Below are 16,267 nucleotides of genomic sequence, written 5' to 3'. Positions count from 1 at the left end.
GCAGCAGCAGCGTGCCCCACTGGACGACCACCGGCGGGTCGACCGCGATGGCGCCCGATAAGGCCACCACCCCGCGGTCGACGGTGTCGGCCGCGCCGCCGTGCACGATGAGCGCGCCCGCCGCGCCCGCGAGCGCGAGCACGGTGAGCACGACCTGGGCGGGCCAGCGGGACTGCTTGGGCAGGAACGCCTCCAGCAGCACGCTGACGCAGGCGGCGCCGAGGATGACGAGCACGGGCGCGACGGCCCCGTAGTCGATCTCCGGGACGGTGAGCCGCTCCACTTGAGCGAGGATCGTCGTCACGTCACTTGCCTTCCTGCGCGACCGGGTCGGCCACCCCGACCTCGCTGAGCGTCGCCCCGACGGACGGGGTGATCACGTCCAACACCGGCTTCGGGTAGAAGCCGAGCACCAGGATCAGCGCCACCATCGGCGCGAGGACCGCGATCTCCCGCTTGTTCAGGTCGGGGACGCTCGCGCGCTCGGGGTCGGTGGTGGCTCCGGGGCCGCCGGTCGCCCCGATCAGCGCGGTGCCGCGCACCGGGCCCTGGAAGATCCGCTGGTAGAGCCAGAGGATGTACAGCGCGGCGAGCACCATGCCGAGCGCCGCGATGACGGTGTAGACCGGTTCGTTCGGGAACGAGCCGATCAGCACCAGGAACTCGCTGACGAACGAGCTGGTGCCGGGCAGCGCCAGCGAGGACAGGCCCGCGATGAAGAACAGCCCCGCGAGCACGGGGGTGAGCTTCGCCATGCCGCCGTAGTCCTCGATCAGGCGGGAGCCGCCGCGCGCCATGACCATGCCCACGACCAGGAACACCATGCCGGTGGAGATGCCGTGGTTGACCATGTAGAGCACCGAGCCCGCGCCCGCCTGCGAGCTGAACGCGAAGATGCCCAGCGCGATGAAGCCGAAGTGCGCGATCGAGGTGTAGGCCACGAACCGCTTCATGTCGGACTGGCCGACGGCGAGCAGCGAGCCGTAGATGATGCCGACCACCGCGAGCACCAGCACCAGCGGCGCGAGCTCCTTGCTGGCCGCCGGGAACAGCGGCAGGCAGTAGCGCAGGAAGCCGAAGGTGCCGATCTTGTCGAGCACGCCGACGAGCAGCACGCCCGCGCCGACCGGCGCTTCCGCACCGGCGTCGGGGAGCCAGGTGTGCAGCGGGACCAGCGGCGCCTTGATGGCGAAGGCCACGAAGAAGCCGAGGAACAGCCAGATCTGGGTGGACAGCGGGGCCTCGCGCGTCGCGGTGACGAGCGTGGCCCAGTCGAACGTGCCCTTGCCCAGGGTCTGCGCGCTGGTGACGTACAGGCCGATCACCGACGCGAGCATGACGAGCCCGCCGAGCAGCGAGTAGAGGAAGAACTTCATCGCCGCGTACTGCCGGTTCGCGCCGCCGAAGCGGCCGATGAGGAAGTACATGGGGACGAGGACGCCCTCGAAGAACACGTAGAACAGGAAGACGTCCGTGGCGGCGAAGACGCCGACCATGCCCGCTTCCATGACCAGCAGCAGCGCGAAGAAGCCGCCCGCCGTGCGGCCCTCGGGCAGCTTGTCCGCCCAGGAGCCGCCGATGACCACCGGCACCAGGAAGGCGATCAGGGCGATCATCACCAGCGCGATGCCGTCCACGCCGAACGACAGGTGCACCCCGAAGTTCGGGATCCACTCGACCGAGCTGGTCAGCTGGAGGCGGTCGCCCCCCGGCTCGTAGGCGGCCCAGGCCAGCCCGGCGAGCACGAGCTCGCCGAGCGAGAACGCCAGGGCGGCGATCTTGGCGAGGCGGTCGTCGCCGCGCAGCAGCACCACGACCAGGCCGCCGACCAGCGGCAGCAGGAGCATTGCGATCAAGGTCCAGCTCACGAGAACCTCACCATCAGCAGCGCGCCCAGGACGAAGATCGAACCCAGGAGCATCGAGAGCGCGTAGGAGCGCACGAAGCCGGTCTGCAGCCTGCGCAGCCTGCCCGAGCTACCGCCCAGCAGCGCCGCGGAGCCGTTGACCAGCCCGTCGACGCCCTTGTTGTCCACGAACACCAGCGCGCGGGTCAGCCAGGTGCCCGGACGCGCGAACAGCGCCTCGTTGAGCGCGTTCCCGTACAGGTCGGCGCGCGCGGCGCGGACCGGGAAGGACACCCGCTCGGGGCGCTCCACCGGCTGCGGCTTGCGGCCGAAGACCAGGTAGGCCAGGACCGCGCCCGCCGCCGAGAGGGCGAGGACGAGGGCGTTGACCGCGCCGTGGCCCAGCACGCCGTGCTGCTCCTGCAGCTCGCCGACCACCGGGGCCAGCCAGTTCGCGAGGTTGTCGCCGCTGCTGAGGAAGAAGCCCGCGCCGACCGAGCCGATCGCCAGCACGACCATCGGCGCGGTCATGCTGACCGGCGACTCGTGCGGGTGGTACGCGCGGCCGTCCGCCGACTTGAGGTCCTCCCAGCGGGGCTCGCCCAGGAACACCAGGACCAGCAGGCGGGTCATGTAGAACGCGGTCAGGAACGCGCCCAGCGCCGCGACGCCGCCGAACACCCAGCCGCGCCAGCCGTGCTCGCTGAAGGCCGCCGCGATGATGGCGTCCTTCGAGAAGTAGCCGGACAGGAACGGGAAGCCGATGAGCGCCAGGTAGCCCAGCGCCCAGGTGGCGAAGGTGATCGGCATCTTCTTGGCCAGGCCGCCCATGCGGCGGATGTCGCCCTCGTCGTTCATGCCGTGCATGACCGAACCGGCGCCGAGGAACAGGCCCGCCTTGAAGAAGCCGTGCGTGATCAGGTGCATGATGCCGAGCGCGTAGCCGAACGGGCCGAGGCCGACGGCCAGGACCATGTAGCCGATCTGGCTGACCGTCGAGTAGGCCAGGACCTTCTTGAAGTCGTCGTACGCGCAGCCGATGAGGCAGCCGATCAGCAGCGTGAACGCGCCGATGGCCATGACGACCAGGCGGCCGTCCTCGGTGAGGTTGTAGAGCGGGTTGGAGCGGGCGACGAGGTAGACGCCCGCCGTGACCATGGTCGCGGCGTGGATGAGCGCCGACACCGGGGTGGGGCCCGCCATGGCGTCCGGGAGCCACGCCTGGAGCGGGAACTGGCCGGACTTGCCGCACGCGCCGAGCAGCAGCAGGAGCGTGATGGCCAGGACCGTCCCGGACGACAGCTCGTCGACGCGGGAGAACACCTCGGTGTACTGGGTGGTGCCCAGCTCCTTGAACATGATGAAGATGGCGATCGCGAGGCCCAGGTCGCCGACCCGGTTCATCAGGAACGCCTTCTTGGCCGCGCTGCCCGCCTCGGGCTTGTGCTGGTACCAGCCGATGAGCAGGTACGAGGCGAGACCGACGCCCTCCCAGCCGAAGTACAGGGTCACGAAGCCGTTGCCCAGCACCAGCAGGAGCATGGCGGCCACGAAGAGGTTCAGGTAGGCGAAGAACTTGCGCCTGCCCGCCTCGTGCGCCATGTAGCCGATCGAGTAGACGTGGATCAGGGAGCCGACGCCGGTGATCAGCAGCACGAAGGTCAGCGACAGCGGGTCGAGCCGAAGCGCGAACTCGACGTTCAGGGCCTCGACCGGCACCCAGTCGAACAGGTGCAGCTCGCTGGAGCGCTCCTCGGGGCTGAGCCCGAGGGTGCTGAAGAACAGGGCGAGGCCGTAGGCGAACGACGCGACGACGGTGGTGGTGCCCAGCAGGTGGCCCCACCTGTCGGTGCGCTTGCCGCCGAGCAGGAGCACGGCGGCGCCGAACGCGGGGAGTGCTAGGAGCAACCAGGCGAGAGCACCGATCCCGCCGGCGTCAACAGGTTCCGTCACCGGTGACCTCTCAGTACTTCAGCAGGTTGGAGTCGTCGACCGAGGCCGAGCGACGCGACTTGAAGATCGCCATGATGATCGCCAGGCCGACGACGACCTCGGCCGCGGCGACCACCATCACGAAGAACGCCATCACCTGGCCGTCGAGCTGCCCGTTGACGCGGGCGAAGGTGACCAGGGTGAGGTTCACCGCGTTGAGCATCAGCTCGACGCACATGAACACGACGATGGCGTTGCGCCGCACGAGGACGCCCACCGCGCCGATGCTGAACAGCAGGGCGGAGAGCAGCAGGTAGTAGGTGGGGGTCACGACTCTCCCTTAAGAGCGCGCGCGTCCGCCTGGCGCCCGCTGCCCGCCACGTCCGTGACGTCCTCGTCGAGGCGCGACCGGTCGGTCGTCTCGATCAGCTCGGACAGCGATTCCTTGGCGACCGAACCGTCGGGGAGCAGCGCGGGAGTGGCCACCGAGTTGGCGGTGGCGAACACGCCGGGGCCGGGCAGCGAGCCGGGGCGGTCGCCCCGGAAGCGCTCCACGACCAGCTCGCGCTGCGACTTCTTGGTCTCCCGGATCTTCGAGGTGAACGCCAGGACCATCGCGCCGACGGCGGCGGTGATCAGCAGCGCCGAGGTCAGCTCGAAGGGGAACAGGTAGTCCGTGAAGATCCGGGCGCCGATGTTGGCGACGTTGCCGCCACCGGTGGTGTTGGGCTCCACCAGGCCGACCGCCTGCACCTCGGTGAGGGCGCGGGCGAGCGCGCCGACCACGAGGCCGCCGAAGCCGAGGCCGAGCACGGCGGCGGCGAGCCGCTGGCCGCGCAGGACCTCGACGACGGAGTCGGAGCTGTCCCTGCCGACGAGCATCAGCACGAACAGGAACAGCATCATGATCGCGCCGGTGTAGACGATGATCTGCACGAAGCCGAGGAACGGCGCCTGCTGGACCATGTACAGGCCGCCGAGGCTGAGCATGGTCATGACCAGCCAGAGCGCCGAGTGCACGGCGTTGCGGGCGAACAGCATCCCCAGCGCGCCCGCGAGGGCGAGCGGGCCGAGCACCCAGAAGGCGACGGCCTCGCCGGTGGACACGACGTCCGCGGCGGGCTGGACCACCCCCGGCTGGGCCAGGAACTGGGAGATCACTTGCGCGCCTCCTCGGGACCGTTCTCCACCAGCGCGCCGTCGGGCACGCCCGCCTTGCGGGCCAGCTCGGGGCCGTTGACGTAGTAGTCCTGCTCGTCGGAGCCGAGCCGCATGGGGTGCGGCGGCTGCTCCATGCCCGGCAGCAGCGGGGCGAGCAGGTCCTCCTTGGTGAAGATGAGCTTCTGCCGGTCGTCGTCCGCCAGCTCGAACTCGTTGGTCATGGTGAGCGACCGGGTGGGGCACGCCTCGATGCACAGGCCGCAGCCGATGCACCGCAGGTAGTTGATCTGGTAGTCCGCGCCGTACCGCTCACCGGGCGAGAAGCGGGCCTCCTCGGTGTTGTCCCCGCCCTCGACGAAGATCGCGTCGGCGGGGCAGGCCCAGGCGCACAGCTCGCAGCCGACGCACTTCTCCAGCCCGTCCGGGTGCCGGTTGAGCTGGTGGCGGCCGTGGTACCGCGGCGCGGTGACCTTCTTGACCTCGGGGTACTCCTCGGTGACGACCTTCTTGAACATCGTCGAGAAGGTCACGCCGAAGCCCTTGACGGGATCAAGCATCCCCATCGCTGGCCTCCTTCTTGGCGGTCGTTGCCGCTGCGGGCTCCTTGGCCGCAGAGCCGTTGCTCCCGGCGGGGCTGCCGTCGGGCAGCTCGGCCACCCGCACCTGGCGGCGGGGCGGCGGCTTGGGCACTGCGAGGTCCAGCGGGGGCACGGGGAAGCCGCCACCGGTGACCGGCACCGCGTCGGGTTCGACCCGCTCGCGGTTGTCCGGCAGCAGGAACGCGACCAGCAGGGCCGCCGCGAGCACCGCGCCGAACACCGCCAGCACGGTCGGGGCCCCGAGCGTCCCGGCCTCGATCTCGGTGCGGACGTAGCGGGCGAACGCCACCGCGACGAACCAGACCAGCGCGATCGGGACGAGGACCTTCCAGCCCAGCTGCATGAACTGGTCGTAGCGCAGGCGGGGGAGCGTGCCGCGCAGCCAGATGAACAGGAACAGGAACGCCAGGGTCTTGAGGACGAACCAGACCAGGCCGAGCCAGCCGTTGTTCAGGAAGTGGTCGTCGGCGACGAACGGGAACCGCCAGCCGCCGAGGAACAGCGTGGTCGCCAGCGCCGAGACGGTCACCATGTTGATGTACTCGGCGAGGAAGAACAGCGCGAACTTGAACGAGCTGTACTCGGTGTGGAAACCGCCGACCAGCTCGGACTCGGCCTCGGGGAGGTCGAAGGGCGCGCGGTTGGTCTCGCCGACCATGGAGATCACGTAGATGACGAAGCTGACCGGCAGCAGGTAGAAGAACCAGCCGCTGGTCTGCGCGTCGACGATGTCCGCGGTGGACAGCGACCGGGAGTTCATCACCACGGCGATGATCGACAGGCCCATCGCGATCTCGTAGGAGATCACCTGCGCGGCCGAGCGCAGCGCGCCCAGCAGCGGGTAGGGCGAGCCGGAGGACCAGCCGCCGAGGACGATGCCGTAGACGCCGATCGAGGAGCAGGCCAGCACGACCAGCACGCCGACCGGGAGGTCGACCAGCTGGAGGGCGGTCTGCTCACCGAAGATGCTGACCTGGCCGCCGATCGGGATGACCGAGAAGGCGGTGAAGGCCGGGACGCAGGCGATGACCGGCGCGATGAAGTACACCCACTTGTCCGCGAGGACGGGGCGCACCTCCTCCTTGAACGCCAGCTTGATGCCGTCGGCCAGCGACTGGAGCCAGCCGCCGGGGCCGTTGCGGTTCGGGCCGGGGCGCTGCTGCATCCGCCCGACGACCTTGCGCTCCCAGACGATCATGAACAGGGTCATGAGGACCAGGAAGGCGAAGATGCCGACGACCTTGACGACGACCAGCCAGAACGGGTCGTCGGCGATGAGTTCTGCCGTGCTCATGCCCTGCCTCCGGGAGAAACGGCCACCACGGAACCGTGGCCTGCCACGAGGGTCCGGCGAACGGTCGACTCGCCCGAGTTGCCGGGCAGCCACACGACGCCGTCGGGCAGGTCCGCCACCGCGACGGGCAGCACGACCTCACCCCGCTCGGTCGAGACGGTGACCTCGGCGCCGGGCACGACGCCCAGGTCGCGCGCGGTCGCCTCGGACAGCCAGGCCGCCGTGGGCCGGGCGGTGCCCTTCAGGTTCGGCTCGCCGTCCTGCATGGACCCGTTGTCCAGCAGCCTGCGCCAGGTCGCCAGCACCGCCTGCCCGCTCTTGGGCTGCGGCAGCAGCGGCGCGCTGACCGTCGGCGCGCCCGCCTGGACGGTGCCCCGGCCCAGGCGCGCGAGGTCGGCGGCTGCGGCGGCGGGGGTCTGGGTGAACAGGTCGGCGTCCATCTCGACGGCCAGGGTGTCGAGCACCCGGCCGTCGGGCAGCGCGCCGGTGCCCTCCAGGGTCAGCGCGAACTCGCGGCGGCGGCCCTCCCAGTTGAGGAACGTGCCGGACTTCTCCACGGCGGGCGCGATCGGCAGCACCACGTCGGCGTGCGCGGTCGCGGCGCTGGGCCGCAGCTCCAGGCTCACCACGAACTTCGCGGCGGACAGCGCCTGCTCGGCGAGCGCGGGGTCGGGCAGGTCGAACGGGTCGACGCCCGCCACCAGCAGCGCGTCGAGCCCGCCCGAGGCGGCCTCGGCGAGGATGCCGGAGGTGTCGCGACCGGGCTTGGCGGGCAGCGAACCGGCCGCGAGGCCCCACGCCTGCTCGACCTCGGCGCGCGCGGCGGCGTCCGAGACGAGCCGTCCGCCGGGCAGCAGGTTCGGCAGCAGGCCGGCTTCGAGCGCGCCCCGCTCACCGGCGCGGCGCGGCACCCAGGCCACCTTCGCCCCGGTGCGCTTGGCCAGCGCGGCCACCGCCGAGTACAGGCCGGGGACCTCGGCGGCGCGCTCGCCGACCATGATCACCGAACCGGGCTCGCCGAGCAGCTCCACCACGTCGGCGGCGTGCTCGGGCAGCGCGTTCAGCGCGGCGGGCTCGCCGCCGGGCACGCAGGCCAGCAGCGTGCCGAGGGTCTTCTCCACGGCCGGGGTGGTGAACTGGCCGAGGTGGAAGACCTTCGTGCCGCGCTTGCGGGCGGCCTTGCGCAGCCGCAGGAAGACGACCGGGGCCTCCTCCTCGGGCTCGAACGCGACCAGCAGCGCGGCGGGCGCGGCCTCGATGCCCTTGAAGGTCACCCCGCCGGTCTCCGGCGTCACGCCGAGCACGGTGGAGGTCAGGAACTCGACCTCCTCGGCCGAGTGCGGCCGGGCCCGGAAGTCGACGTCGTTGGTGCGCAGCGCGATGCGGGCGAACTTGCTGTAGGCGTAGGAGTCCTCCAGCGTGAGCCGACCGCCCGCGAGCACGCCGACGCCCTTGCCGTCGCGGGCCTGCGCGAGGCCCCTCGCGGCGACCTGGAGCGCCTCGGTCCACGAGGAGGGCCGCAGCTCACCGCTCTCGTCGCGCACCATGGGCCGGGTGAACCGGTCCTCCTGGGTGGCGTAGCGGAAGGCGAAGCGGCCCCGGTCGCAGATCCACTCCTCGTTGACCTCGGGGTCGTCGCCCGCCAGCTTGCGCTGCACCTTGCCGCGCCGGAAGTCGGTGCGCTCGGCGCAGCCCGACGAGCAGTGCTCGCACACGCCGGGGGTGGACACCAGGTCGAACGGGCGGGCCCGGAACCGGTAGGCGGCGCTGGTGAGCGCGCCGACCGGGCAGATCTGGATGGTGTTGCCGGAGAAGTACGACTGGAACGGCTTCTCCTCGGCCACGCCGATCTGCTGCTGCGCGCCGCGCTCCAGCAGCTCGATGAACGGGTCGCCCGCGATCTGCGCCGAGAACCGGGTGCAGCGCTGGCAGAGCACGCAGCGCTCCCGGTCCAGCAGCACCTGGGTGGAGATGGCGATCGGCTTGGGGAAGGTCCGCTTCGGCTCGACGAACCGCGAGTCGGCCCGGCCGTGCTTGAGCGCCTGGTTCTGCAGGGGGCACTCGCCGCCCTTGTCGCAGATCGGGCAGTCCAGCGGGTGGTTGATCAGCAGCAGCTCCATCACGCCCTGCTGCGCCTTGTCGGCGACGGGCGAGGTGAGCTGGGTCTTGACGACCATGCCGTCGGCGACGGTCATGGTGCAGGAGGCCTGCGGCTTCGGCATGGGCCGACCGCCCATCTCGACATCGACCAGGAACTGGCGGCAGGCGCCCGCGGGCTCCAGCAGCGGGTGGTCGCAGAAGCGCGGCACCACGATGCCCAGCCGCTCCGCGGTGCGGATCAGCAGCTCGCCCTTGGGGGCGACGACGTCGGACCCGTCGATGACGAGCTTGACGTGGCCCTCGGGGACCACGACCTCCGAGCTCTTGTCCGGCGCGATGGTCATGCGCTTGCTCCCGCCAGTTCGGTGGCCTTGAGCTTGGCTGCGTTGCTGTCGCACAGGGCCAGGAACTCGTCCTTGAAGTACTTGATGCCGCGGGTGATCGGGCTGACGGCGCCGTCGCCGAGCGCGCAGAAGGAGCGCCCGAGGATGTTCGAGCAGACGTCGAGCAGCGTGTCGATGTCGCTCGGGGTGCCCTCGCCGCGCACCATCCGCTGCAGGGTCTTGGTCAGCCAGTAGGTGCCCTCGCGGCAGGGCGTGCACTTGCCGCAGGACTCGTGCTTGTAGAACTCGGTCCACTTCATGACCGCCCACGGGACCGACACGGTCTCGTTGAAGATCTGGACGGCCGTGGTGCCGAGCATGGAGCCCGCCTCGGCGACGCCCTCGAAGTCGAGCGGCACGTCGAGGTGCTCCGCGGTGAACAGCGGGGTGGACGAGCCGCCCGGCGTCCAGAACTTCAGCGGGATGCCGTCCTTCATGCCGCCCGCCATCTCCAGCAGCGTGCGCAGCGTGGTGCCCATGGGCGCCTCGTACTGGCCGGGCCGCTCGACGTGGCCGGACAGCGAGTAGATCTTCGGGCCGGGCGAGCGGTCGCGGCCCATGCTGCGGAACCAGTCGGAGCCGCCGTTGACCACGTAGGGAACCGACGCGATGGTCTCGACGTTGTTCACCACGGTGGGCGAGGCGTACAGGCCCGCGGTCGCCGGGAACGGCGGCTTGAGCCTGGGCTGGCCACGGCGCCCTTCGAGGGAGTCGAGCAGCGCGGTCTCCTCGCCGCAGATGTAGGCGCCCGCGCCCGCGTGGACGACGAGGTCCAGGTCGAAGCCGCTGCCGAGGATGTCCTTGCCGAGGTAGCCCGCCTCGTAGGCCTCGCGCACGGCGGCGTTGAGCCTGCGGATGACGTGCAGCACCTCGCCGCGCACGTAGATGGCGGCGAAGTTGGCCCGGATGGCGTAGGAGGTGATGATGATGCCCTCGACCAGCGAGTGCGGGTCGGCCATCATCAGCGGGATGTCCTTGCAGGTGCCGGGCTCGCCCTCGTCCGCGTTGATGACGAGGTAGTGCGGCTTGCCGTCGCCCTGCGGGATGAAGCCCCACTTCATGCCCGTGGGGAAGCCCGCACCGCCGCGACCGCGCAGCCCGGAGTCCTTGCACTGCTGGATGAGCTGGTCGGGGTGGACCTTCAGCGCCTTGCGCAGCGCCGTGTACCCCTCCAGCTGCTCGTAGGTCTTCAGCGTCCACGAGCGCGGCGACAGCCAGCGCTTGGTGAGGACGGGAGTCAGGTTGTCGACCATCTCACTCACCTACTTCTTCTCCGGCAGCGGCGGGAACTCCGCCTTCTCCGGCATGGCGGGCGCGGTCCAGCCGCGCTCGGCCGCCAGGGAGGCTCCGCGCAGCGTCTCGGGGGCGGCGGACGGGCCGTCCAGGTCGGCGTCCCTGCCCTCGAAGAAGCCCGCGAGCTGGAGCTCGGCCTGCCGGAAGTCGGTCAGCGGGGCGCCGCGCGTCGGGTGCGGCTTCTCCCCCGCCTGCAGGGACTTCACCATCTCCAGCGCGCCGTCGGGCGTCTGGTTGTCGAAGTACTCGTAGTTGACCTGCACCACCGGGGCGAGGTCGCAGGCCGCGAGGCACTCGGCGTGCTCCAGCGTGATGGAGCCGGGCGCGCCGGGCTCGCCGGAGGTCTCCTCGTGGCCGAGCGGCTTGCCGTCCGCGCCGAGATGGTCGCGCAGCCTCGCGTAGATGTCGTCGCCGCCGAGCGCCGCGCACAGCGTGTTGGTGCACACGCTCACCAGGTGCTCGCCGCAGGGCTTGCGCTTGTACATCGTGTAGAAGGTCGCGACCGCGCTGACCTCGGCGGCGGTCAGGTCGAGCAGGTCGGCGCAGAAGGCGATGCCCGCCGTGCTGACGTGCCCCTCGACCGACTGCACGAGGTGCAGCATCGGCAGCAGCGCGGACCTGGGCACCGGGTAGCGGGCGATGATCGCCCGCGCCCGGTCGGTGGTCCCCTGGTCGAAGACGACCGCGCCGGGGCCGTGCTCGCCCGCGGTCTCGGGTTCCTGAATCTGGGTCATCGGTCACACCCACCCATCACCGGGTCGAGGGAGGCCACCGCGGCGATCACGTCGGCGACCATGCCGCCCTCGCACATCGCGGGCATCGCCTGGAGGTTCACGAAGCTGGGTTCGCGCACGTGCACGCGCATGGGCCTGGTGCCGCCGTCGGAGACGACGTGGAAGCCCAGCTCGCCGCGCGGCGACTCGACGGGCACGTACACCTGCCCGGCGGGCACGTGGAAGCCCTCGGTCACCAGCTTGAAGTGGTGGATGAGGGACTCCATGGACTGGCCCATGATCTTGCGGACGTGCTCCAGCGAGTTGCCCATGCCGTCGCTGCCGATGGTCAGCTGGGCGGGCCAGGCGACCTTCGCGTCGGCGACCATGACCGGGCCGGGCTCGCGCAGCCGCTCGACCGCCTGTCGGACGATCTTGAGCGACTGGTGGATCTCCTCCAGCCGCAGGCGGTAGCGGGCGAAGCAGTCGGCCTCGTTCGCGGTGGGGACCTCGAACTCGTAGTTCTCGTACCCCGAGTACGGCTCGACCTTGCGCAGGTCCCACGGCAGGCCCGCGGAGCGCAGCGGCGGACCGGTGATGCCGAGCGCCAGGCACGCGTCCACGGGCAGGTAGCCGACGCCCGCGAGGCGGTTGCGCCAGATCGGCTGGCCGGTGAGCAGCTTGTCGTAGTCCGGGAGCCGCGAGTCCATCACGTCGAGGAAGGCGAGGACCTTCTCGGCGGTGTCGGCGGGCAGGTCCTGGGCGAGGCCGCCGGGGCGGATGAACGCGTGGTTCATGCGCAGGCCGGTGAGGTGCTCCAGCAGGTGGAGGACCTCCTCGCGCTCGCGGAAGCCCGCCGTCATGCCGGTGAGGGCGCCGAGCTCCATGCCGCCGGTGGCCAGCGCCACCAGGTGCGAGCTGACCCGGTTGAGCTCCATCAGCAGGACCCTGGCGTCCTGGGCGCGCTGCGGGACCTCGATGCCGAGCAGCTTCTCCACGGCGAGGCAGTAGGCGGCCTCGCTGTGCAGGGGCGCCAGGTAGTCCATGCGCGTCACGAACGTGACGCCCTGGGTCCAGGTGCGGTACTCGGTGTTCTTCTCGATGCCGGTGTGCAGGTAGCCGATGACGCTGCGGGCCTGGGTGACGGTCTCGCCCTCCAGCTCCAGCACCAGCCGCAGCACGCCGTGCGTCGACGGGTGCTGGGGGCCGAGGTTCATGACGATGCGCTCGTCGCCCGCCGCCTCGGCGAGCACCTCGTCCCAGTCGCCGCCGGTCACCGTGTAGACGGTGCCCTCGGTGGTCTCGCGGGAGGCCGCCGCGTCGGGGGACGCGGCGTCGGGGGACGCGGAGCCGGTGGCGTGACCGGTGGTGGAGTGGTGCTCGGTGGTGGTGGTCGCCCCGGCGTCGTCGGAGGGCGCGCCCTCAGCCGACGTGTCGGTGCCGTGGGTGACGTCGGACAGCCGTTCGCTCATGAGTAGGACCGCCTCTGGTCGGGCGGGGGGATCTCCGCGCCCTTGTACTCGACCGGGATGCCGCCGAGGGGGTAGTCCTTGCGCTGGGGGTGACCGTCCCAGTCGTCCGGCATCAGGATGCGGGTCAGTCCGGGGTGACCGTCGTAGACGATGCCGAACATGTCCCAGGCCTCGCGCTCCTGCCAGTCCGCCGTCGGGTAGACGGCGACCAGGCTGGGCACGTGGGGGTCGTCGACGTCGACGGCGACCTCCAGGCGGACGCGCCTGCGGTAGGTCATCGACGTGAGGTGCACGACGGAGTGCAGGCGCTGCGGGGCCTCGGGGCCGTAGTCCACGCCGGACAGCGAGCTGCACAGCTCGAAGCGCAGCGCCGGGTCGTCGCGCAGGAGGCGGGCGACGTCCACCAGGTGCTCGCGGCGCAGGAAGAAGGTGATCTCCCCGCGGTCGACGGTGATCTGCTGGATCGCGTCGGCGGGCAGGCCCTGCTCGCCCATGGCCGCGAGCAGCTCGTCGACGAGCTCGTCGAACCAGCCGCCGTAGGGGCGCTCGGAGGGGGCGGCCACGTGCGCGGGCAGCTTGAGCCCGCCGAAGCCGGAGGTGTCGCCGCTGCCCGCCACGCCGAACATGCCGGTGCGGTTGCGGCCCGAGACGACGCCGCCGCGCGCGAGGTGCTCCTCGTGCTGGGCCTGCGACATGTCGGCGGAGCTGAGCGCTCCCCCCGAGTCGGGCGCCGGGTTCTTGTCTTCGTCTGCCATGCCGGTCACTTCCTCGCGAACCGCTGGGACGACGGGATGAGCTCCGTCTTGTGGCCGGAGGCGGCCAGCTGCGCGGCGCGTTTGGGCCCGAGGGGCTCGTCCATGATCTTCGCGTGGATCTTGAGGATCGCGTCGATCAGCATCTCGGGGCGGGGAGGGCAGCCGGGCAGGTACATGTCGACCGGGACGATGTGGTCGACGCCCTGCACCACGGCGTAGTTGTTGAACATGCCGCCGGAGGACGCGCACACGCCCATGGCCAGCACCCAGCGCGGCTCGGGCATCTGGTCGTAGATCTGGCGGAGCACCGGCGCCATCTTGTTGGTCACCCGGCCCGCGACGATCATCAGGTCGGCCTGGCGCGGCGAGGCCCTGAAGACCTCCATGCCGAACCGGGCCAGGTCGTAGCGGGGGGCGCCGGTGGTCATCATCTCGATCGCGCAGCACGCCAGGCCGAACGTGGCAGGCCACAGCGAGGACTTCCGGGTCCAGTTGACCAGCTTCTCGACGCTGACCAGCAGGACCCCGTTGGGGAGCTTCTCCTCGAGACCCATCTGAATACCCTTCAGTTCCAGTCGAGCCCACCGCGTCGCCACACGTACGCGTAGGCGAAGCCGAGGGTCCCGACGAACAGGGCGATCTCCACCAGGCCGAACAGGCCGAGCCGGTCCGCGGAGACCGCGAACGGGTAGAGGAACACCATCTCGATGTCGAACAGGATGAACAGCATCGCCGTGAGGTAGTAGGCGATCGGCATGCGACCGCCGCCCACGACGGGCTGGGGGGAGGGTTCGATCCCGCACTCGTAGGCGTCCAGCTTGGCGCGGTTGTAGCGGCGAGGTCCGATGTACGGAGCGATCGTCGCCGAGAACAGCGCGAAGGCCGCGGCGAGTGCGAACATCAATACGAGGGGGAGATAGGGCTGGAGCACTCTCCGACGTCCTTTCCTCGCTGTCGCTGTGCAGGCGGAGCCCTGCTCGGTTGCAGCACCCTAGGTGCGTTCTGCCGAGCCCTGGAAGTTAGGCGTGCCTAACAATCCGCAGGTCGCTTGTGAAAGCCTTCACAAAGTCCGACAGACGGTTGTGAAGTGATTCACATGACCCGGACCCCAGTCTAGAACTCCCCAGAACGGACGAACAGCCACCCCCAGTAACCTTCGTGACCTGCGAAAACACGCACGGTAGGCGAGTGACAGCGGCGCGGGAAGGCCGAGCTGGTTCGTAGAAAAAGGAAACAGCGCCGATCCGGGAATCGGCGCTGCTTCGTTCGGGCGAGTCGGTTAAGCCGTTGGAGCCATCTTCGTCGCCGCCGTGATGATGCGGTCGAAAGCGTCCCCGTCCTTCGGGTCGTATAGCCCAGCGAGCAGCTTCAGCACAAGTTTCATAAGGCCCTTGCGCGGAAGTCCGTACTTGGTCGCGGTGCTCATGATCGTGGGGTTGCCGATGAGCTTGCTGAAGATGTTCCCGAGCCGGTAGTAGCTGCCCAGGGCCTGCTCGATGCGCACCGGGTAGCCGTGCAGCGCGCGCTCCCGGCTGGGGCCGTCGGGCCTGGCCATGGCCTGCACGACGGTCTCCGCGGCGATCTTGGCGGACTCCATGGCGTAGCCGATGCCCTCGCCGTTGAACGGGTTGACCATGCCGCCCGCGTCGCCGACCAGCAGCAGCCCGTTGCTGTAGTGCGGCTTGCGGTTGAGGCCCATGGGCAGGGCGGCGCCGCCGATGCGGCCGGTGGCGTTCTCCTCGCGGAAGCCCCACTCCTCGGGAGTGCCGTCCAGCCAGGACTTGAGCAGCGCGCGGTAGTCCGTGGTGCCGTAGGCCTTCGAGGTGCTCAGGATGCCCAGGCCCACGTTGACCGTGCCGTCGCCCATGCCGAAGATCCAGCCGTAGCCGGGGAGCAGCACGTTGTTCTTGCGGTCCCACAGCTCCAGGTGCGACTCCAGGTAGTCGTCCTTGGTGCGGGGGCTCGCGTAGTAGCGGCGCACGGCGACGCCCATCGGCTTCGCGTCGTCCTTCTGCAGGCCCACCGACAGCGCCAGGCGCGCGGACACGCCGTCGCAGGCCAGGACCAGCGGCGCGCGGTAGGTGACCGGCTCCTTGTCCTTGCCGACCTTGGCCGTCACGCCCACCACCCGGCCGCGCTCGACGACCGCGCCGGTGACGTTGTTGTTCTCCTTGAGCCGCGCCCCCGCCTCGACGGCGGCCTTGGCCAGCATGTCGTCGAAGTCCTGCCGGGGCCGCACCACGCCGTAGGGCGGGAACGAGGCCAGCTCGGGCCAGGCCAGCTCCATGGTGACCCCGCCGCCGACCACGCGCAGGCCCTTGTTGTGCAGCCAGCCCGCCTCCTCGCGGGTGTCGATGCCGAGGTCGATCAGCTGCTTGACGCCGCGCGGGGTCAGCCCGTCCCCGCAGACCTTCTCGCGGGGGAAGCTGCCCTTCTCCAGGAGCAGCACGTCGAGGCCTGCCCGCGCCAGGTAGGTGGCGGCGGTCGAGCCCGCGGGACCCGCGCCGACCACGATCACTTCGGCGTCCTCGTCCGCCCTGCGGCGGCTGGGAGTCGTCATCCCCGCTCCTTGTGCACTTGTTCACAAACCTGTGGTCGGGAGTCTACTGACCCGGAACCGGACGAGACCGGACATGACCGGCGCTCCGGGGGTGGGGGTGGGGGCGTCGGGTGGGGGTGGGGTGGGGGATCACCTGGTGGTTCGCGGTGCGGGTGGGTG

At 70.5% G+C, this 16,267-nt stretch carries 14 protein-coding genes and 1 pseudogene; all 15 read right to left on the bottom strand.

Annotated elements, in window-relative coordinates; genetic code table 11:
- Positions 1 to 304: pseudogene (locus ACTUAL_RS13110) on the bottom strand (NADH-quinone oxidoreductase subunit NuoN); the annotation flags it as partial.
- 1 nt (position 305) lies between these two features.
- Positions 306 to 1,868 (bottom strand): NADH-quinone oxidoreductase subunit M, encoded by a 1,563-nt coding sequence (locus tag ACTUAL_RS13105; protein ID WP_096497185.1) that lies wholly within the window; start codon positions 1,866 to 1,868, stop codon positions 306 to 308.
- Positions 1,865 to 3,772 (bottom strand): NADH-quinone oxidoreductase subunit L, encoded by a 1,908-nt coding sequence (nuoL, locus tag ACTUAL_RS13100; protein WP_096498110.1) that lies wholly within the window; start codon positions 3,770 to 3,772, stop codon positions 1,865 to 1,867. The genes ACTUAL_RS13105 and nuoL overlap by 4 nt, the downstream gene beginning before the upstream one ends.
- A gap of 37 nt (positions 3,773 to 3,809) precedes the next feature.
- The gene (nuoK, locus tag ACTUAL_RS13095; RefSeq protein ID WP_015805347.1) at positions 3,810 to 4,109 is read right to left on the bottom strand and encodes an NADH-quinone oxidoreductase subunit NuoK; all 300 of its coding nucleotides are present in this window, start codon (positions 4,107 to 4,109) and stop codon (positions 3,810 to 3,812) included.
- Positions 4,106 to 4,939 (bottom strand): NADH-quinone oxidoreductase subunit J, encoded by an 834-nt coding sequence (locus ACTUAL_RS13090; protein ID WP_096497186.1) that lies wholly within the window; start codon positions 4,937 to 4,939, stop codon positions 4,106 to 4,108. Before ACTUAL_RS13090 ends, nuoK begins: the two co-directional genes overlap by 4 nt.
- Complete coding sequence (gene nuoI / locus ACTUAL_RS13085) at positions 4,936 to 5,502, bottom strand: NADH-quinone oxidoreductase subunit NuoI (protein WP_015805349.1); 567 nt, start codon at positions 5,500 to 5,502, stop codon at positions 4,936 to 4,938. Before nuoI ends, ACTUAL_RS13090 begins: the two co-directional genes overlap by 4 nt.
- Positions 5,489 to 6,832 (bottom strand): NADH-quinone oxidoreductase subunit NuoH, encoded by a 1,344-nt coding sequence (nuoH, locus tag ACTUAL_RS13080; RefSeq protein ID WP_440900426.1) that lies wholly within the window; start codon positions 6,830 to 6,832, stop codon positions 5,489 to 5,491. The genes nuoI and nuoH overlap by 14 nt, the downstream gene beginning before the upstream one ends.
- Positions 6,829 to 9,276, bottom strand: coding sequence for an NADH-quinone oxidoreductase subunit G (locus ACTUAL_RS13075; RefSeq protein ID WP_440900425.1), 2,448 nt, complete (start codon positions 9,274 to 9,276; stop codon positions 6,829 to 6,831). Before ACTUAL_RS13075 ends, nuoH begins: the two co-directional genes overlap by 4 nt.
- The gene (gene nuoF / locus ACTUAL_RS13070; RefSeq protein ID WP_440900424.1) at positions 9,273 to 10,568 is read right to left on the bottom strand and encodes an NADH-quinone oxidoreductase subunit NuoF; all 1,296 of its coding nucleotides are present in this window, start codon (positions 10,566 to 10,568) and stop codon (positions 9,273 to 9,275) included. The genes ACTUAL_RS13075 and nuoF overlap by 4 nt, the downstream gene beginning before the upstream one ends.
- A gap of 9 nt (positions 10,569 to 10,577) precedes the next feature.
- Positions 10,578 to 11,342, bottom strand: a complete 765-nt coding sequence (gene nuoE, locus ACTUAL_RS13065) for an NADH-quinone oxidoreductase subunit NuoE (RefSeq protein ID WP_440900423.1) — start codon at positions 11,340 to 11,342, stop codon at positions 10,578 to 10,580.
- Positions 11,339 to 12,793 carry an NADH-quinone oxidoreductase subunit D gene (locus tag ACTUAL_RS13060; RefSeq protein ID WP_440900422.1) on the bottom strand — a complete coding sequence of 485 codons (1,455 nt, stop codon included), beginning with the start codon at positions 12,791 to 12,793 and terminating at the stop codon, positions 11,339 to 11,341. Before ACTUAL_RS13060 ends, nuoE begins: the two co-directional genes overlap by 4 nt.
- Positions 12,790 to 13,548 carry an NADH-quinone oxidoreductase subunit C gene (locus ACTUAL_RS13055; protein ID WP_096498112.1) on the bottom strand — a complete coding sequence of 253 codons (759 nt, stop codon included), beginning with the start codon at positions 13,546 to 13,548 and terminating at the stop codon, positions 12,790 to 12,792. Before ACTUAL_RS13055 ends, ACTUAL_RS13060 begins: the two co-directional genes overlap by 4 nt.
- A 5-nt stretch (positions 13,549 to 13,553) precedes the next feature.
- Positions 13,554 to 14,102, bottom strand: coding sequence for a NuoB/complex I 20 kDa subunit family protein (locus tag ACTUAL_RS13050; protein ID WP_015805356.1), 549 nt, complete (start codon positions 14,100 to 14,102; stop codon positions 13,554 to 13,556).
- Between the two features lie 11 nt (positions 14,103 to 14,113).
- Positions 14,114 to 14,479: an NADH-quinone oxidoreductase subunit A gene (locus tag ACTUAL_RS13045; RefSeq protein ID WP_096497191.1), complete on the bottom strand. Its 366-nt coding sequence runs from the start codon at positions 14,477 to 14,479 to the stop codon at positions 14,114 to 14,116.
- 348 nt (positions 14,480 to 14,827) lie between these two features.
- Positions 14,828 to 16,108, bottom strand: a complete 1,281-nt coding sequence (locus tag ACTUAL_RS13040) for a geranylgeranyl reductase family protein (RefSeq protein WP_096497192.1) — start codon at positions 16,106 to 16,108, stop codon at positions 14,828 to 14,830.
- Positions 16,109 to 16,267 lie beyond the last annotated feature (159 nt).

Source organism: Actinosynnema sp. (assembly GCF_052038725.1).
The sequence above is the reverse complement of the archived record's forward strand: the minus strand, read 5'-3'. Positions and strand labels throughout refer to the sequence as shown.